Origin of the sequence: Bacillus sp. JJ722 (assembly GCF_036963345.1) — a bacterium.
GTDB lineage: Bacteria > Bacillota > Bacilli > Bacillales > DSM-1321 > Bacillus_AD.
The window spans coordinates 24,843-45,185 of sequence record NZ_JBALMO010000026.1 but is presented as its reverse complement, the minus strand read 5'-3'; the positions used below and the strand labels follow the sequence as shown (position 1 = coordinate 45,185).

General features: G+C 34.9%; 14 protein-coding genes. 1 reads left to right on the top strand and 13 read right to left on the bottom strand.

Translation table 11 applies throughout. The features are described 5' to 3' along the window. From V7014_RS04370 to V7014_RS04335, 8 genes are all read right to left on the bottom strand, one after another. Window positions 1-218, bottom strand: a 218-nt coding sequence (locus V7014_RS04370) for a TetR/AcrR family transcriptional regulator (RefSeq protein WP_335504552.1), incomplete at its 3' end; no start/stop codon positions are given. A gap of 346 nt (window positions 219-564) precedes the next feature. After that, the gene (locus V7014_RS04365; protein WP_335504551.1) at window positions 565-1,809 is read right to left on the bottom strand and encodes a type I phosphomannose isomerase catalytic subunit; all 1,245 of its coding nucleotides are present in this window, start codon (window positions 1,807-1,809) and stop codon (window positions 565-567) included. Between the two features lie 21 nt (window positions 1,810-1,830). Further along, on the bottom strand, window positions 1,831-3,567 hold the full coding sequence (locus V7014_RS04360; RefSeq protein WP_335504549.1) for a phospho-sugar mutase: 1,737 nt from the start codon (window positions 3,565-3,567) through the stop codon (window positions 1,831-1,833). A 136-nt stretch (window positions 3,568-3,703) separates the two neighbouring features. Beyond that, the gene (locus V7014_RS04355; protein WP_335504548.1) at window positions 3,704-5,443 is read right to left on the bottom strand and encodes a class I mannose-6-phosphate isomerase; all 1,740 of its coding nucleotides are present in this window, start codon (window positions 5,441-5,443) and stop codon (window positions 3,704-3,706) included. Window positions 5,444-5,492: 49 nt separating this feature from the next. Beyond that, window positions 5,493-6,632: a glycerate kinase family protein gene (locus tag V7014_RS04350; protein ID WP_335504546.1), complete on the bottom strand. Its 1,140-nt coding sequence runs from the start codon at window positions 6,630-6,632 to the stop codon at window positions 5,493-5,495. A gap of 21 nt (window positions 6,633-6,653) precedes the next feature. After that, on the bottom strand, window positions 6,654-8,342 hold the full coding sequence (locus V7014_RS04345) for a sugar phosphorylase (RefSeq protein WP_335504544.1): 1,689 nt from the start codon (window positions 8,340-8,342) through the stop codon (window positions 6,654-6,656). Between the two features lie 13 nt (window positions 8,343-8,355). Beyond that, a complete protein-coding gene (locus V7014_RS04340) occupies window positions 8,356-11,010 on the bottom strand; it encodes a glycoside hydrolase family 38 C-terminal domain-containing protein (protein WP_335504542.1) in 2,655 nt (884 codons plus the stop codon). Window positions 11,011-11,126: 116 nt separating this feature from the next. Continuing rightward, window positions 11,127-13,067, bottom strand: a complete 1,941-nt coding sequence (locus V7014_RS04335; protein WP_438824863.1) for a fructose-specific PTS transporter subunit EIIC — start codon at window positions 13,065-13,067, stop codon at window positions 11,127-11,129. Window positions 13,068-13,344: 277 nt separating this feature from the next. On the opposite strand from V7014_RS04335, the gene V7014_RS04330 reads away from it, so the two are divergent. After that, window positions 13,345-14,109 (top strand): MurR/RpiR family transcriptional regulator, encoded by a 765-nt coding sequence (locus tag V7014_RS04330; RefSeq protein ID WP_335504538.1) that lies wholly within the window; start codon window positions 13,345-13,347, stop codon window positions 14,107-14,109. 187 nt (window positions 14,110-14,296) lie between these two features. On the opposite strand, the gene V7014_RS04325 is transcribed toward V7014_RS04330, so the two are convergent. The 5 genes from V7014_RS04325 to V7014_RS04305 all read right to left on the bottom strand — a co-directional run bounded on the left by V7014_RS04325 (window position 14,297) and on the right by V7014_RS04305 (window position 20,075). Next, on the bottom strand, window positions 14,297-15,253 hold the full coding sequence (locus V7014_RS04325) for a transketolase family protein (protein WP_335504536.1): 957 nt from the start codon (window positions 15,251-15,253) through the stop codon (window positions 14,297-14,299). Beyond that, a complete protein-coding gene (locus V7014_RS04320) occupies window positions 15,253-16,101 on the bottom strand; it encodes a transketolase (protein WP_335504535.1) in 849 nt (282 codons plus the stop codon). Before V7014_RS04320 ends, V7014_RS04325 begins: the two co-directional genes overlap by 1 nt. Window positions 16,102-16,249: 148 nt before the next feature. Continuing rightward, on the bottom strand, window positions 16,250-17,611 hold the full coding sequence (locus tag V7014_RS04315; protein ID WP_335504533.1) for a PTS ascorbate transporter subunit IIC: 1,362 nt from the start codon (window positions 17,609-17,611) through the stop codon (window positions 16,250-16,252). Between the two features lie 37 nt (window positions 17,612-17,648). Next, window positions 17,649-17,930: a PTS sugar transporter subunit IIB gene (locus tag V7014_RS04310; protein WP_335504531.1), complete on the bottom strand. Its 282-nt coding sequence runs from the start codon at window positions 17,928-17,930 to the stop codon at window positions 17,649-17,651. Window positions 17,931-18,008: 78 nt separating this feature from the next. After that, window positions 18,009-20,075 (bottom strand): BglG family transcription antiterminator, encoded by a 2,067-nt coding sequence (locus V7014_RS04305; protein ID WP_335504529.1) that lies wholly within the window; start codon window positions 20,073-20,075, stop codon window positions 18,009-18,011. Window positions 20,076-20,343: the final 268 nt, after the last annotated feature.

The window sequence follows — 20,343 nt, the reverse complement described above, 5'->3', positions numbered from 1 at the left end:
CTATATAACACTGTATGGATTTTTTCTAACGTATCATAAATCACATCCTTCAGAAGCATGTTTTTTGATTTATAATGGGCATAAAATGTTGAACGATTTACACCTGCTTTTCTTGCTATGTCTTCTACCTTTATGTTTTCGTATGAATGCTTCAATAAAAGTATGAGTAACGCTTCTTTTAAATAAGCTCTTGACCTCTCAGCACGTGGATCCTCCATGCAATCACCTTTCTCATTCACCAAATTTCACCAACCAAACTTCTGATAACTTTTACATTTATTATTGTTTCTCTAATCATCTGATTTGCAAAGGGAAAAATCAGTAGTGAAATCAAATAAAAATGAAATACATTCATTAGTATTCAAACTTATGTACATGATTTATCGGAACGACTAACGTAATTTTATATATAACCCTCTAAAATGGATGAGCTTTTAAAAGAATAAAAAAGGTTCCATTATATATATCAATAAAATGGAACCTTTTTTATTCTTTTATATTATAAGTTAAATTTATAACTTATAACTCGTTTTAATTTCAAAAAAACAAATACTTTCACAATTCTTACAAAGCCTCTTCATTATCAGCTTCTACAACTATAGGCGAGCCAAACTCTGTTTGGAAAAGCTTTCTTATAGACTCATCTTTCAAAACGGATACATCCATACCGATTGATTGAACATTAAAGCTTTTTTGTGCTTCTCGACATAATTTAAACATCTGTTCAACCATTGTCATTGAAACGATCTGATCATCAATCATCATTTTCCACTGACAAATAATAGTTCCATTTTCTTTAATAGCTGATACGTCCAAACTCGAATGTTTTTGTGAGATACTCAAATGCACTTTCTCTTTCTCTTCATTGGGAGGTGTAGATAGTAAAAAGCTACCTTCACCTGTAATATCAAAAATAGAATTTACTGGTAGAAAATGTGTTTCTGGAGCTTTAACAGTTCCTCCATTTATCTTAATTTCACCAGAAATCATTGATAGAAACGTATATTGTTTAGATTCATATTCCCACTTACCTGACATTATTACTTCTTCTACTGCAAAATAGTTATTAGATGTAAGCTGCTTACGCTTAGCACCATCTTCCTCTATTACAATATAACGTTCTTGAACCTCTACATGAGGAACTGTTGTTACAGCTAAAGAATCTTCAATGTGTAGAGGTCTTTTTTGTCCACTATCATCTTCACGTTCATAGTCATATAAGCGATATGTTGTATCCGAACTTTGTTGAATTTCTAATACAACTACCCCTTTTGTTAATGCATGAACTGTACCGGCTGGGACAAAGAAGAAGTCTCCTTTTTTGACACGTTTTCTTAAAAGCACATCATCCCATTGTTGGTTAGAAATTAAATTTGTAAGTTCCTCATGGGTATTAGCCTGATGACCGAAAATTATTTCAGCGTTTTCTTCACAATCAACAATATACCAGCATTCGGTTTTTCCATAGGGAACATTTTCTCGTTCTTGTGCTTGTCGATCATTAGGGTGTACTTGAACAGACAAATCATCCGCAGCATCAATCCATTTAATAAGTAAAGGAAAACTATTTGTAGTATCTACCCCAAATAGTTCCGGATGTTCTTTCCATAAATCTTCAAATAATACGCCCGAAAACTCACCTTCTGATACAACACTTTGCCCTACCGAGTGAGCTGATACAGTCCACGCTTCGCCGAGTGGATGTACATCGGAAGTCTCAAACCCATACTCTTTTAACCGGCTGCCTCCCCAAATACGCTCCTGTAAATGTGGATTTAATTTGATTGATTGCATTTTTTTCTTTAACAAAATAAACCTTCCTTTCAGCAGCTACTTTACTTTTTCAACTTTTTCTAAAATACACTGTTTAATAGACTTAAGTTTATCTTCACTTTCTTGTTTTGAACGACCCTTTGCTTCAAAATACACTTTGATTTTTGGCTCGGTACCAGAAGGTCGTAAACAGAACCATGATCCATCTTCCAGATAATATTTTAAAATATTTGACTGTGGTAGTTTGATATCAGCAGTTTTTCCATCATTCATTGAAATAGATTTGCCCTCAAGATAATCTTCCATATGAACAACATTCATCTTTCCAATAACAGATGGTGCATTCTCGCGGAAGTCATTCATAATGTTCTGAATTTTACTGATTCCATCTTTTCCTTTCAACGTGAAAGAAATTTGCTCTTCTCGATAGAAAGCGAACTTCTCATAAATAGTCATTAAACGTCCATACAATGATTTACCTTGAAGCTTATAGTGTGCAGCCACTTCACATATTAATAAAATAGCTTGAACCGCATCTTTATCACGTACAAAATCACGAACAAGATATCCGTTACTTTCTTCATAGCCAAACTGAAATACATACTCTCCTGTCTCTTCATATTGACTTATCTTCTCAGCAATATATTTAAAGCCTGTTAAAACATCAACAGTTGTTAATCCATATGAATCCACTATTGCTCTACCTAAATCAGAAGTAACAATCGATTTTAAAACTACACTATTTTCTGGTAAAATACCTTGTTTCTCCTTTTCAGATAAAAGATAATCAACCATAAGTGCGCCTGTTTGATTTCCTGTTAATACAACGAAATCACCCTCATCATTTCGAACTGCTACACCAACGCGATCCCCATCAGGATCAGTAGCAACTAGTATATCTGCATCTATCGCTTGTCCATATTGAATAGCTATTGTAAATGCATTACGTTCTTCAGGATTTGGAGACTCTACTGTAGAAAAATTAGGATCAGCCACTTCTTGTTCTTTAACAACCGTTACATGATTAAAGCCTACTGCTTCTAAACTTCTTCTAACAGGCATATTTGCTGCTCCATGAAGCGGAGTGAAAACAATCTTTAAATCATCGCCAGCAAGATTGATTAATTCAGGATTAATGATAACCGTTTTTAATTGTTCGATGTATTCCTTATCTATATCCTCGCCAATTATTCGTAGCAATCCTTTTTCTAATAACTCATCTTTGCTTGCTACTTGGATGGTTAATTCATTTTCTATTTCATTCATATAATGCATTACTTTATCAGCATCTTTTGGAGGCAATTGACCACCATCTTCACCGTACACTTTAAAACCATTGTATTCAGGTGGATTATGACTAGCCGTTATTACAATTCCACGATAGGTTTGTAAATGTCTTATAGCGAATGAAAGCTCAGGCGTAGGACGTAAACTTTCAAAAACATAAGTTGTAATACCATGAACTCCTAGTGTACTTGCTGCTTCCATCGCAAACTCTTTTGACTTGTGACGTGAATCATAAGCAATAACTACACCTCTCGTTTTTGCTTCTGTACCTTGTTCAACAATAGAGCGAGCTAGACCTTCTGTAGCTTTACGAATTGTATACTTATTTAGGCGATTTGTCCCAACACCTATTTCAGCACGAATACCAGCAGTCCCAAATTCTAAATTTTGATTAAACTGATCTTTTATAGATTCTTCATCGTCTTTCATGCTATCTAACTCTTCTTTAAGTTCTGGTTCTAATCGATTAAATAGAACCCATCTTTCATACTTTTGCTTCCATTCCAAAATAAACAACACCTTTTTTATAAGTATTTAAAATGAAAAATTCTATACTTATACAATCATCGTTAAATGGTAGCCCCCTCTATCTTTAGCTAAGATAGAGGGGGACATATTAAACCGTTCTTTCTTTTTCACTTTATTAATTTCTTACAAAAGCTTGTAGTATTGCAATTTCCTTACCATCGTTCTTGCAATTTCTAATTGTGTATTGCTTCACTTGCTCAGGAACGATGAACGTTTCGCCGTAACGAACGGAAAATGGATTAAATGAACCATCTAAACTCTCGACAACGGCTTCTTCACCTTCAACCATCATGAGCATATTAACACTATCGAAAGTCTCTATATTCACTTTATCTTTAAACCAATAACGTCTAGTTTCAATGAATTCTAATTCATGTAGCCCTGTTATTTCTACTTTTTCATTTTCATCTTCTTTGATTGTTTTAAATGGATTGATTAAGTTTTCCTTGGCCCAAGTAGTGTTGAAGTCCATTCGTACATTGGCCTCTCCATGATCTAAATGAACTGGACGTGGAATTCCATCAAGTCCTAGTCGCTCCCAATCCCAAAGTTTAAATGTAAATGTATTTGGCGTAGCACTAATTTCTAACACGACAGTATTTGGTCCTCCACAGTGGATTGTACCAGCTGGAATGGAATAATGATCGTGCTTTTTAACAGGAAATACATTAACATGCTTTTCATCAGGGAAGCGATAGTTTCCTTTTTCCGCTTTTCTTAAATCAGCAAATAGTGCTTCTTTCGTTGTATCATCTTTTACACCTAGATAGATTGTAGAATCCTCTTGTGCATGTAGAATATAATAGCTTTCATTTTGTGTATAGTGGACACCGAATTTATCTTGAGCATATTCAAGCAATGGATGAACTTGAAGGCTCAAGTTTCCGCCTCCTACTGTGTCTAAATAATCAAAGCGAATAGGGAAATCTGTACCGAATCTACCATATACTCTTGTTCCAAGTAACTCTTGCGGATAATGATGAACTACATTGACAGCAGGTACTTCTATTTGGACATCACCAAAACGAAGAATTAAGCTATTTTCCTCAGGTACTCCATCAAATGCCCAACCATAGTTAGCCTTGCTTGGATCAAGGTTAAATTTCTCTTTCATCCATTGTCCGCCCCACACACTTTCATCAAAGTATGGAACAACGCGGAATGGTTGACTAGCTACTTCTTTAAGTGCTTGACGGAAATCTTGACCAGAAACCATTTTTGGATTGTTTTCAATATGTGTATCCAATAAGAAATCAATTTGATTGAAAACTTTTTTCTTCTGACGATCTGCTAATCGCCATTCAAAGAAATAACCACGTTTGTATTTTCGTAACTTATCTTCATTCTCATTGTTTGCTTTCCAGTTCGGCGTGCCGGCACGATGACGTAATTGAATTTCCCATCTTGATAAATCAGCATAAACGAGTAAGTCTGGTTTTGGTACAACAACAGTAGCACCCGTTCCATATACAACAACAAGTCCCTCTGTCTCATTTATCTCTTTTTGTACTTCTTCAAGCTTGGCTTTATCAAAGAATTCATCTATCTCATGATGTGATACTAATCCAAATACTCGATCGTCTGTCAGATTACGTTGAATCATATTCGTAACAGTTTCACTATCAAAAGAAACATCATCGGAAAAAATCACCTTTGCAGGTTCCAATTTCTCAATAATTTCTTTAACAATTTCCTCATTACGTACACCAGGATAACTTTCAATCGCAAGAATTAACTGAGATTTTTCAATTTCTCTGATTGTCTCTTTTAGCTTTGAAAGAATGCTTTCATAACCTTCCCAAGCAGTGTTATAATTTTTGATTGAAACTTCAGGTCTTACATCATAATTTGTCACTGACTCTCATGCTCCTATCTTAAAAAAATAGGCGTAATAAATTACGCCATTATTTTTCATTTTTAAAGTGAATTAATTTGGCAATATTCTCAGCAGTTCGTTCAAGATTATCTAATGTTTGTGCAAAAGCCGTTTCGCGGTTCGTAATCCCTGATACAATTGGGAATAAAACATCTACTCCATGATCGTGAACGAGTTGACTTTCAGCTCCTAGACTTCCAGCTAGCGCGATGACAAACGCGCCCGATTTTTTAGCGGCTTTCGCTACTCGTATCGGTGTTTTACCCATTATTGTTTGTCCATCTAAACGACCTTCACCAATAATCACGATATCGGCATTTTCTAAAAATGAAGCCATTTTTACCTTTTCCATTACAAGTTCGGCACCATTGCATATTTCTGATTGGAAAAAGGTTAGTATTCCTGCACCCATTCCTCCAGCCGCACCTGCACCTTTAGTAGAACTAATGTCTTTTCCTGACCATTCATTTATTAACTTACCGTAATGTGTAAGAGCTTTGTCTAGCTCCTTTACCATTTCAGGTGAAGCTCCTTTTTGTGGTCCAAAAATATGTGAAGCACCATTTGGTCCAAATAAAGGATTTTCTACATCACTTGCAATCTTAAATGTAGTCTTTTTAAGTCGTTCATCCATTTCAGTAGCATCAATGGTAGCAATTTTACGTACATTAATTCCACCAACAGGAACTTCATTTTGCTGTTCATCTAAAAACTTAATACCTAAGGCTTGCAACATACCTACACCACCATCATTGGTCGCTGTTCCGCCTAATCCGATGATGATATTTTCTACTCCTTTTTCTAGAGCAGATAAGATGAGTTCGCCAACTCCTTTAGATGTTGTATGATAAGGGTCTCTTTTGGATAGTGGAAGGAGATCGAGCCCAGCAGCTAATGCTGACTCGATCACCGCTGTCTTGTTATCTCCTAAAATTCCAAATTTCGATTGAACCTTAACACCGTCTGGACCCGTTACATATTCTTCGTATACTGTCCCATTCGTTGCTTCAACAAGAATCTCCATGACTCCTTCGCCACCATCTGACATAGGAACGGTATGGACATCAGCATGTGGGATTATTCGCTTCCATCCATTTTTTATTGCATTTGCAACTTCTTTTGCAGTAGCACTTTCCTTAAATGAATCTGGTGCGATTACAACTTTCATTGTCACCCATCCTTCTAAATCTTACTTTTCTTCTTTCAACCAAATAGCTTCATATGGACGGAGTACAACTTTTCCGCTTAAGATTCTACCATCCATTAAATTAGTTCCTGCTACCGGAAGCTCAACCATTTGATCATGACAATCAACATTGACAATTCCGTAAATGCATTCTTCATCATTTTCTCGTTTCAATGCAAAAAACTTAGTTCCTAAATCTACAACTGTTTGTGAAGCATATGGAGAAAATGCGCTGTGCTCTCTACGTATCTTTGTTAATTGTTTCATACCAGAGAAGATTAGTTTTCTTCGTTGATTTGTTTCTAACTGTTGTACTAATTCGTTATACTCCAGCTTTTCACGATTAATTCTTCGATTAATCCCTGACTCCTCTAAGCCTTTATAATCATTTTGTGACCCTAATAATGAATGATAATAAATAGCTGGTACACCGATACTCATTAATAAAATCGCATGCGCAGCTAGGATTTTTTGAATAATTAATTCATCTGTTGTATCTTCACCTTTATTAACTAGAGCATCTCCATAGTTAATGTTTAATTCGTATACCGATTGGCTACCGTCTGGATTTGTTTTATAAGATGCTCTTCCGCCGTTCGTTTTCACTTTCTCGATTAAGGCATCGATTTCATCATCACTTAAAATACCAGTAACTGGTCGCATTCCAATTCCATCATGACTAGCTAAGAAGTTAAAATAAGTGGATGTATCAGATACTTTTGAAATGGTTTTTGCCCATTCCGTCATTTTCGAAGCATCATGGCTTGTCATTGAATGCAAGACAAGTGGTGGAAGCGAGAATTGGTAAACCATGTTAGCTTCGTTTTTCCCATCACCAAAATAACTAATATTCTCTTCATGAGGTACGTTTGTTTCAGTAATAATTTGCATATTCGGTTGAAGATAATCGAAGATCAATCTCCACATCGAAATAATGGCATGCGTTTGCGGCAAATGCATACAAGATGTGCCTGTTTCTTTCCATAGGAATCCAATCGCATCTAACCTAATACTTGTTGCACCTTGTTCCGCGTAATAAAGAAGAACATCTGTTAATTCAAGCAAAACTGAAAAGTTCTTAACGTTAACATCAATTTGGTCTTCACTAAAAGTTGTCCAAATTTCTTTCTCTCCATCAACACCATCATATTTATGGAATAACGGAGATGTTCTCGGGCGCACAACATTAGCTGTGTCAAAATCCATTTCTTTCTCAACAAAGAATTCTTTATACTTCGGATCATTATTTAAGAACTTTTGAAACCATTCACTCGATTTAGACATGTGATTAGCAACAAAGTCTAACATTATTCTAAAATCATTGGAGAAGGAACGAATATCGTTCCAATCTCCTAATTCAGGCGCTATCTTTCGATAATCAGTTACAGAGAAACCATCATCTGATGTAAAAGGGAAAGTTGGTAGCAAATGTACATCTGTGATTGTTTCCTTTGCATAATTATTTAAAAATGTATGCAATGTTTGTAAAGGAGCTTCGCCTTTTTTATAAATGCTATCTCCGTAAGAAATCAGATATATGTTTTCTTCTGATAAAACATTTGTATCCTTCTTAATTTTCGTAGCATATTTAGAAACACAGCTCATCATTTCAGTTACATATTCTTCTTTGAACTGGTCTGAGTAGATTTCCTTTAACTTTTCTTCAATTTTACTTTTCAATAATTGATCCATTCAGAACCACCTTCTATTTCATCATAATTGTCACGTAATCTTTTGGTTGAAGAACAACTTTAGATTCAGTGATTTGTTCTACTTTTTCCTCTGCCATTGATACAATCCATTTTTCTTGTAGTAAATCGGATTGAATCGCTACCTCTTGTACTGTTTCTGTTGGGTTGAATAAACGGATGACAACCGAATCATCGCTCCATGCTTTTTTACAAGTACTCATAAATACTGCCGCATTATCAATATTAAATAATGATTGTTCTCTTGGTAGCTTGTCTACTGGGTAAGGAATTTCAAAACGCTCTAGTCTTTCCTCAAACGTATTTAGTTTTTGCAATTGATAGCTTTCTTGATGCACTTCAAATAAATTAGCTAATTCGTATAGTTTTTCAGATTGAATGTCAGTTTGAGCTGTATAAATAGCGTATTCAAACTCCATTTCCTCTAACATTTGACCATCTGGCGTATAAACGACTTTGTTATTGATACCAGATGCTCTACCTGGACGCCATAATAAATCATCTTGTCCTAATAATCCGTTGCTGCGGAATAATGTTAAGCTTAACTCGTCTGTTTCTGGAAGAACTTCATATTCTTTAATTCCACCTACCAAAACAGCATATGTTTGCTTTCCATCAGATAAAGCAACAATGTTTTCTAATGGGTAGATTGGAACTGGTGCTTCCACGAAGCCTGTTTCTCTCCATGTTGCAAGGTATGGGTTCGTAACAGAACGTTCCATTAAACTATATCCTTGGTCAGCATAGGATTTTTCAGGGTTATTTATATTTGATTTCAGAAGTACTCTAACTCTATGGTCTTTCACATTGTTATCAATCGTATGGCGAACGCGTAAGAATGACTCATCTGCACGTAATTCTAGATCTGTAATGATTTCAAATGATGTTGATTGTTTGTTTTCTTTTCGTTCTTCAATATCTTGTGGAAGGACAATTTGATGTTTAATTGTCATCTTCGCAAAGTGTGGACTAGTTTCAACATTTAATAATTCTGGTTTCTCCATATAAAGTGGTGAATCGCCTTTTAATGGAGAGAAGTCAAATGAATCCCCAGCATCTGCAACATTTTCAAATCTAATAAAGTCAACTAATGTTGTTTGCTCATCTTTATTAAATAACGCTAGTTGTCCATTTTCTATAGAAACACTTAAGTGATTATTTTCGATTTCATTTACTTGTTTAGTAACAAGTATGTTCATTTCTTCACTAACTGGTTTTACGATATATGCTGCGTAGCCCATTGCTGGAATGCTGTCAGCTTTCACTAATAATTCTGTACGATAATAATTAGGAACATCTACTTCTTTTTCTCCTTTTGCAGTTACAATGACTTGTCTACCACCAAGAAGCATTTCTTGTTTTAATGTACTGAACTCTACTGCTTTTCCTTCACGATCTAGAAGTTTAAACTGATCTTCATTCGTAAACACGACAGCTTTTGTCATACCTGTAAATGCTTGAGGGTTTGTATTAAATACCGTTACAATGTTTGATTCATTTAATTCTTTACCGACAGCATTTGTAATTTGCTTCTTCAATAAATTAATTAGATCTTCTGTAATGCGCATTGCACTCGTTAATCGGATGACAATATCATGGTTTGCATCGTCAGAGTTCGAAGCGCCGATACCATTGTGAGCTTGACAGTCAAAGATTTTTTTCCAGATGATATCTAACCATTCTTGTGGGTACTCTAACCCGTTTTGTTGCGCGATGATAGCTAATGGTTCCAAAATATTGACAACTTTATTTTCTACTAAATAGTTAAGTCGTTTCATATCATAACGTTCTGAACGACATGTGTTGTGAATTCTTGATTTCTGACATGCAAGTAATTCACCTTCAATCACGTTTTGGAATTTAGGATCTTTCCAAGCGTCTTCCATAAATGTTTCAAAATCAGAAAGAACAAATTCATACGGTGAATCTAATTCATTTAACTCTTTAATCACTTGCGGGAAATGACGACGAACTAATACTTGGTCTCCACCAGCAGGTAAAAGTAAAACATCTGTATTTGTGTTCATTTCACTTAGTCTATCAAGAATCGGCATTAAGCGATCTTGAACGTATGCTGGATCACTGCTTAGAAATTTACCAGGACCATAACCGAAGAAAATATTATTTGTTTTAATCGATTCACCATTTGGTGAAACCCAATTAAAGTTTAAATCTTTCTCAATTTGATCATTGTAAACACCGCGTTGGAAAACGCTATGTTCCATACCAAATTCTTTAAAGATAGAAGGGAAATAAGCATGTTGTCCGAAAATATCTGGGGAATATCCGATTGACATACTATGTCCCATTTCTTCTCCCATTTTATATCCATAAAGTAGGTTTCGAATAACAGCTTCTGTTTTACCTAAAAGTGCATCTGCTTGAGTGTACCAAGGACCGACGAATAATCTTCTATCCTCAATGAGCTTCATTAGACGTTCTTTGTTTTGTGGACGGATTTTCAAGTAATTTTCAATTACTGATAATTGAGCATCAAAGCAATAGCTTGTAAATTCTGGATCATTTTCTAACGTTTCGATTAAATAATCTAAGTTTTGAATTAACAGTACATGTGAATCTTCCATTGTAAAGTACCATTCATGATCCCAATGCGAATGTGCTACTACATGTACTTTTTTTGTTTTTTTCATTTTTTATAACCTCTTTCTTTATAAATCATTAATGGAAAGGGGACTAAAATTCAAATAGAGAAATAATGTAAATGTGCATTTATTTCTAGTTATTTGACCAAGTCCCCCTTAATTATTTATTTAGCCATTCTTTCTTTTCTTTTAATAATGGCGAAACGAACGAAAATATTAGCTAATGCAATGAATAAGATACCTACTAGCATTCCTGTTCCATAAGCCCAGAAATTTTCTACTAATGGCCAACCCCAAATTGCTGGAAGTGGATACCATTGTACGGCTCCTAGAACAACTGCTGTTACTGCTCCTAGAGAAGCACCAATCATATTGATCGAAATCGTAATAAGCGGATTTCGAAGCATAAATGGAATAGCACCTTCACCAATTGCTATAAATCCTAATATTAACGAAGTTGTACCTGTTACGCGTAGATTGTCATCAAATACACGTCTTTTTACAATATATTTGTCCAAAATGGTTGCTAAACCTAATCCGATTGGCGGAATAACAATTGCTAGTACCCTTGGTGTTAGTGGGAAAATATGATCTGCCGCTAAACCAATCGCAATAGCACCTGCTGCCTTGTTTACTGGTCCACCTAAGTCGAATGCTGTTAAACATGCAAAAATAATAGATAAGATAATCTCTCCAGAATCTTTGTTTTGAATAATCAATTCCTGTAACCAAGCATTTAATGCTCCAAACATAGGATCAACGACAAAGTAATTTAAAAAGAAAATGACAAGTACTGTGATTCCTGGAATAAGGAACATTGGTTTCATTGCTTGTAAATTTTTGTGTAAACGAATTTTTTCATTTAATAATTTAGCTACAAAACCTGCTACAATACCTATAATTAATGCTCCAAAGAAACCTGATGGAATTCCACCTTCTACTCCCCAAAGCGTATAATGTAATCCAGCTGCAAAAGCTCCACCGATAAATCCTGGTGCAATACCTGGACGATCAGCGATTGAGTAAGCTAGGAATGCAGCAAAGACTGGGTACATAAATTTCATAATCATACCACCGAATAAACCTAAAAAGTGAAGAATCACTATGATTTGATTCGGATCTGTTGCGTATTTAGGGTCACCAATTTCTGCTCCAAGACCAAAAGCCCCAGCTCCTAATTGGCTAATACCAATCATTAAGCCACCTGCAACTATGACTGGAATCATATAAGAAATACCGGTCATTATACCTTGAATGATTTGTGATAAAACTGACTGTTTTCCTTTTGAGACTTGTTCTCCTTCTTCATTATCTTGAACAATACCATCTGGGTTGTTTAAAACTTTCGTAATCATTTCTTTTGCGTTTCTTAAAGGATCTGCTACTCTTCTTTGAATATATGGCATTCCATTAAAACGACCTTTATCTTTTGCTGCGATATCAGTAGCAAAAATGACCGCTTCTGCTCCTTTTAACACTTCAGGAGTAATTTTATCTTCAATTCCATTAGCACCTTGTTTCTCAACTACAACTTGAACACCAAGCTCCTTACCAGCTTTTTCAAGCGCTTCCGCTGCCATATACGTATGAGCAATACCTGTTGAACAAGCTGTTACAGCTACAATCTTTCTTGTGTATTCCACAGGTGCATCATCTTTAGCAAGTTGATGATCCAAAGCTTTTATGAATTCGATTTCATTTTTAGCATTTTTAAGTCTATCGTAATATTCTTGATCTAATAATCTTTTGCTTAACTCAGATAAGAGTTGCAAATGTGTAGAACCTGCTTCTGTTTCTGGAATCGCTAACAAAAAAATGTATTTAACATCATTAGTAGGATCAAGACTGCCCCAATCATCAATTGGATTATTGACTCTAGCAAATGCAAATGCCGCTTGTTTAACAGCAGTAGATTTACCATGTGGAATCGCTAGTCCTGCTTCCATACCAGTGGCAGAAATAGTTTCCCGGTGTAATACAGCTTGTTTGTATTGCTTTTTATCTGAAAGATAGCCCTGCTGATCTAGTGCATCAATCAGATGATCTAAAACTTCTTCTTTAGAATTCCAATTCTGGTCTAAAAAAACGAGATTTTTATTGGTCATCTTGTTAAGTTCCAATCTCATTCAACTCCCCATCAATATTTCTAAGCTGTTAAAAATCCGGATTTTTTATATCGACTAAGTAGTACACCACTGTTATACCATAATTCTTTTTCTTGAAAAGTACGAATAACGTACAATTATACACTTATGTTACATATCAGAATGGACATTTATACACCCTTATATTGCATATCAGTTTGGATAACATTAAAATAAACTTTAATAAAGTATTAATTATATTTATATAAAGAAAATTCCTGAATAAGGAGCCGATAGTATGCAAGCCCCTTCCCTGTATAAGCTTTTTGCTCATCAATTAGAAGAGTTGAGCGCTTCAGAAAAACAAGTTTTTTTCTATATAAACAACCATATTGCAGATATTCAAAACACTACATTAGTAAATCTCGCAGAAGTGAACAATGTTAGCACAACAACAATTATAAGAATGTGTCATAAACTCGGGTTAAAAGGTTTTTCTGAACTAAAATACTTACTTCAAACACCAAAAAACAATACAGAAGTATGTAATTCTGATCAGCTTATAGCAACTTTTTCTCAAATTGTTCGTCAAGGGATTTCCAAAATTGAAGAGGCAAAAATAATTAAACTAGTTGATCAAATTATTTTTGCTCCAAAAGTGTATATTGCTTGCCTAGGTATGACTAAAAATATAGGTGAATACTTCTCAAAAATTTTAGTGACCGAAAAGAAAAATGTCGTATTCACATACGATTCCTTTATTATTGATATCCTTCCACAAATCGTGGATAAAGACGACTTGATTATCATCATTTCAGAAAGTGGAAATACATCAAACACATTAGAATTAGCCGAGCATTTAAAATACAACCTGTCTCATACAGTTGCAATTGTGAACAATCCAAACGCTCGTATTGCTCAATATGTAGATACTACTATTTACGCTTCTACTGAAGAATTTGATTCTGAAGTTTTTCATTATCACCATTCTCCCCTTTTATTTGTAATCGATATGATTCTTAATATTTATATGTATAAGAGAGGTAGATCAAAGAAGAAGTGAGTTCAAAATATAGACAGATTGACGCTTAAATACAGAAATTATTTATGAATTAAAAAACCGTAAACAAATGAACTAAGTCCTAAGTTAGAAGTTCTCTAACACTAGACATTCATTATGCTTACGGTTTTTTATTTTGTTAAACTACTTATTTCTTATGATTTCCTCATAATTTGTTAGTAGTTTCACTTTAGTGGTCTTTTAATGACTTAGCAGCCTTCACAATATCTTCAGCTGTTAACTTAAATACTTCTTTCAAATATGGAGCTCGTCCAACTTGTCCGAATTGTTCTTTCACACCAATTCGTTTTAATGGAGTTGGACAATGTTCACTTAATACTTCAGCAACTGCACTTCCTAAACCTCCGATTACATTGTGGTTTTCAGCTGTTACAATTGCTTTTGTTTTTTGAGCGTATTCGACAAGTAAATCTTTATCGATTGGTTTAATCGAGTACATATCAATTACTGTCGCTTCAATGCCTTCCTGTGCTAGAAGCTCTGCTGCTTTTAATGATTCTGCTACCATGATGCCGCAAGCGATTAAAGTAATGTCTTTGCCTTCACGTAGGACTTTACCCTTTCCTTCTTCAAATGTTTCATTATCATCATATAACTTTACGGCAGCTTTTCTAATCGTACGAATGTAATGAATACCATATTCATCTGCTACTTTTCTTACTAGATAACGAAGCATTGTCGAATCACTTGCTTCATATACTACGGCGTTTGGGATAAGGCGCATTAAACCTAAATCCTCAAATGGCATATGTGTACCACCGTTAAATTCAGCAGTTACACCAGAGTCAGAGCCTAAAATTTTCACATTTAACTTTGCATAACCAGCTGATATAAATAATTGATCATACGTTCGGCGGGTTACGAATTGAGCAAAAGAATGAATGAAAGGAACTTTACCAGTTAGCGAAAGACCCGCGGCAACACCAACCATTTGTGCTTCCATAATACCGCAGTTAATGATTTGCTTCGGCAAATTACTTTGAATTTTATTCGTAGAGATCGCATTCATTAAGTCTGCATCAAGTGAATAGATGTTTTCATTGTTTTCCGCTAATTCTAGAATTGTATCTGCATATACTTTTCTCATTTCAATATCTTCTGTGATAGTTGGGTTCGTATGAGTCATCATTGCGCCACCTTTCCTGTTTTTGCTTCAAGATCGATAATTGCTTGCATAATTGCTTCTTCATCTGCTTGAGTAGGACGGATGTGGTGATTAGACTCCATTTGCTCAATATAAGGTACACCTTGACCTTTTATTGTATCTAAAACAATAGCAACTGGTTGCTCTGTTTGAGATTTACCTCTTAAGATTGCCTCATAAATTTCTTCTAAAGAACTACCATCAACTCTCATTGTGAAGAAGCCAAACGCTTTCATTTTTTCCGCAAAATCAAATGGATTTATGATGTCCGTTGTTAATCCATCTAATTGTTTTTTATTGTCATCGATGAAGACTATAAGGTTATTTAATTTATGATGTGCTGCAAATTGGAAAGCTTCCCAACATTGGCCTTCATTTAACTCGCCATCGCCGACAATACTATAAGTATAGTTACTTTTTCCTGTAAGTTTATGTGAAAGGGCAACACCAGTTGCAACTGAAATACCTTGACCTAATGATCCAGTTGTCATATCTATACCAGGCGTTAATGTGCGGTCTGGGTGAGAAGGAAGATGTGTGCCGTTATTGTTTAATGTATAAAGCATTTCTTCAGGGAAGAAGCCTTTTAATGCAAGAGCAGCATATAATGCAGGGCCAGCATGACCTTTTGAAAGAACTAAGAAATCTCTATCTTCCCATGTTGGGTTAGCTGGATCTACTTTCATTACTTCACCATAAAGAATTGTTAATGTTTCAATAACAGATAAACTACCACCATAATGACCAAAACCACGTTTATATAACTCTTTAAGTGTTAACAGTCTCATTTCATCCCGAAATTGTTCAAGCTCATTCATTTGGATATTCATGAATTGTCCTCCTTAATGTGGATATGCAAAGTTAGTATTCATTCATGCGATTTAAGTAATAAGCCGAATACTTGAAAGCATTCGGCTTATGTTTAGTAAAAGCATTATCTGTTCACTATTGAACATAAGCAGTGTTGAACATGTGATTTTACGCTTCAGTAGTTGTCTTTGATTTTTTAACAAATCCCCAAGCAATTATTGCTACTAAGACACCTACTACAGTTGCAATTACTCCAGTTGATCCGAAGTAGTTAGCGACATTTCCTAGTAGAATACCAGTAACACCAAAGTCAGCATCAGAGAATGTTGTGTTTGCAAAACCTAAGTCACCTAATACAGGGATTAGGAATACTGGCAAGAAAGTGATTAATAGACCGTTTGCGAATGCACCTATTGTACAACCCCGAATACCACCAGTTGCGTTACCGAATACACCAGCAGTCGCACCTGTGAAGAAGTGAGGTACTACACCTGGTAGGATGATAATTGCTCCAGCCCATCCTAGAATTGCCATACCAACAATACCACCTAAGAAACTACAGAAGAATCCGATTAATACAGCGTTTGGTGCATATGGGAAAATGATTGGGCAATCAAGCGCTGGTTTAGAATTTGGTACTAATTTATCAGAAATACCTTTAAATGCTGGAATAATTTCAGCTAACACTAGACGTACACCTGAAAGAATAACAAATACACCAGCAGCGAATGTTACAGCTTGAATAACAGAGTATACAAGATAGTGAGTGCCACCACTCAGTTCTGCTTCAATGAAAGCTGGTCCTGTAAATAACGCTATAATCACATAAAGGATTGTCATCGTAAGCGCAATTGATACCGAGCTATCTCGTAAGAAACCTAATCCTTTAGGGAAATTAACTTCTTCTGTAGATTTAGAACCTTTCCCAACAACTTTTCCTACAAAACCTGATAAGACATAACCGACTGTAGAGAAGTGACCAAAACCTACGTTGTCATTACCAACGATTTTTCTCATGAAAGGTTGAGCCATCGCAGGGAAGATTGCCATAATTAAGCCTAGAGCAAGAGAACCAATTGTAATTAACCAGAATCCTTCTAAACCTGCAACTACTAGAATAATAGCGATCATACAGGCCATGTATAATGTATGATGACCAGTTAAGAAAATGTATTTTAGCGGCGTAAAACGTGCGACTAAAATGTTTGCGATCATACCAAAGAACATAATAAGTGCTGTTGCAGTTCCATATTCAGTAAGAGCCATTGCTACGATTGCTTCATTATTAGGTACAACACCATTTACATTAAACGCTTCTTGGAACATAATGCCAAATGGTTCTAATGCTCCAACTAGAATCGATGCCCCAGCTGAAATTACTAGGAAGCCAAGACATGTTTTAACCGTACCCTTAATAACTTCTGTGGCAGGTTTCTTAAGTAATAAGAGACCAATTAGTGCGATTAATGCTACGAGCACAGAGGGTTGGCTTAGTATATCCATGACTAATTTCAGTAATCTTTCACCCATTGTAAACTCCTCCTCATGATAGTTATTAATATTCTAATTAAATATATCCTCTTTCTTTTAGAGCAGCTTCAAGCTTTCCGCGAATACCATCCATATCAATAATACTTTCAATTACGATTAAATTTCCTAGACCTGCGGCACCTTCTGCAATATCTTTTGAGAGAATGAATAGATCTGCCATATCTGGTGTAGCTGAACTTAAGTCAGAATGTCCAACCTCAATTCCATCTACGCCCATGTCTCTTAAAATTTGTTGTACATTCATTTCCAACATAAAACTGCTTCCTAAACCTGATCCACAAATAGCCATGATTCTCATAATATAATTCCTCCTAGATTTATATATTTATTGTTTAGTATTGATATTAAGCATCTATTTCCTATTAGTAGCTAGACATTACTTTTCTACTAATGAAGAATCCTTAATAAGTTGTTCCATTTCTTCAATCGTTTCAATCGATTTTAAGCGCTCCATTTGCTCTTTATCACTTAATAATTGAGTAAGCTGAGACAGGGCTTTTAAATGTGTAGTATTATCAATTGCTGCTAAGCAAAAAAGAATAGTTACTGGATTTTTCTCATCATTTAAAAAGTAAACAGGTTTACTTAATTTAAGTAAGCTCATTCCTAATTTATTTACACCCATTTCTGGACGAGCATGAGGAATAGCGATTTCAGGTCCGATTATGATGTAAGGTCCTAATGTTTTTACGTTATTTATAATAGCTTCTGTATAGGAAGGTTCAATAACTCCTTTTTCTAGTAAAGGTTTGGCTGATTGTTGTATGGCATCTTCCCAATCAGAAATCTCATCGATCAATTGAATATTATCTTTTGTAATTAAATCACTTAACACTGGCTTCTCCCCCTTAGTTATGTCTGACTTACGATGAAAGGTAAATCGACTTAGTGCCTTTTCTAGTCCATCTTTATCAAAAACAGTGGCAAACTCTTCAATAATATGGATTAAGTCTTTCTTAGTAACTCCATGATATTTAATCCCGAAAATATGCTCATACACTTCATTAAGAAGCGTACTTTTCTCAACAGGTGTCATAATCGGCTTTACTTGAAAGTAAGGTAATTTTGTTTGTAAAGGCACTGTTGAAAAAATCAATTCATATTCCGTAATTTTTTCATTCTTAAATTCATGCAATGACATAGTTCGTTCAACAACAATCTCTGAAAAAAGGGATTGTAGCTCATGCTTAACCATCAATGAAGAACTAACTCCACTCGGACAAATGACCAGCGCTTTTTTTCTAGAAGCCAAACTTTGTTTAGGTTTCTCAAGAAGTGCACCAAAATGAATTGTAATAAAGCCAATTTCTTCTTCAGGTATTGTAATGTTTAGTAATAGTTCAACAGGAAGAAGAATTTCCTTTACAATAGCGTATAAGTCTCTATGCTCTCGTTTGATTTGTTCGAGCAGTGGATTATTTATCGGCACACGATATTTCATACGGAAATATGCAGGCTTTAAATGTTGATATAATGTCTCGATAATATTTTTTTTGTTTTCAAACGAAACACATGTTTTTTGTTCAAAATCGGATACGAGCTTTTTACATATATCAATTAATAAATCTAACTCATTATTTGTAATAGACTTATTGCCTAACGATAATCCAAGTAGTTGCATGATGATGTATGCTAGTTCAGAATCATCAAAATCAATTTCTAATCTTGCTACTAATTCTTCCGCAACTTTTTTGATAGGATCATGCAGCAAAGCATCTATTTCATCTGAATGGAGACGAGCTCTCTTATGTTCATGCTGCCTAATTGTATAGAATTGAAGAAAGTAAGCAAATTCATGTAATCGTTCTTCAACAAACTGAACAGAATGAGTGCTCTCTAGTTCCCGAAGGATGTGTAATATTTTCTCTTGTTGCAATCGATGATTTGCTCCTTCTAAAAGATACTGGATGATTTTTGGACCTAATGGCTTTTGTAATAGTTTCATCAATGTATACATAAGAAGAACACGCTTATCAAGCTCAGTTCCTTTCAGATGGTAGCCTTTTTGCCTTGAATAATCGATTTTTACAAGAAACGGTTGAATGATTTCATTCGTTTTCTTCACATCTGATACAACAGTGTTTTTACTTACATTTAATAACGAGGTGAAATGTGCTGACGATATAGGCTCTTGACGAATAAACAAGAACATATATATTGCCATCATTCTTTCTTCTTCAGAGAAGAAAAAAGAAGAATCATTGCTTTCCTGCATTTTATTGTAAGCATATTGAAGTACCGCTTCTGGAACTTCTATCACTTGAGTTCGTTTATAAACGATCGGTGTGAGCGATTGCTGCTTCAACCAATGATTTAATTTCTCAAAATCATAGAGTATTTGTCTTTTAGATAATTGGGTTTGCTCAATCAATTGCAGCATGGTTACTTTCTTTAAAGTGACTAGATGACTAAAAAGCAAAGATGGTCTTTCTTCTAATTGCACTAGAACTACCTCCTGATTTCATCATAATGTAAAGCGCTTTCATATTGTATCTTTATTGATAACAAATGCTGTTAAACTACTTTTACAAAATTGGTCTCAACTACATTCTTCAGTTGGGACATCACCCTTTTTATAATATAAGAGGATAAAAAATATTCTTTCATTTTTTTAATATGTTGCACTGTTAATCACATAAGAAAAATCCTATAGATTAAGCCACCTTGACTTTATCTACAAGCTAAGGAATTAATAATTATGTTTTTAAAGA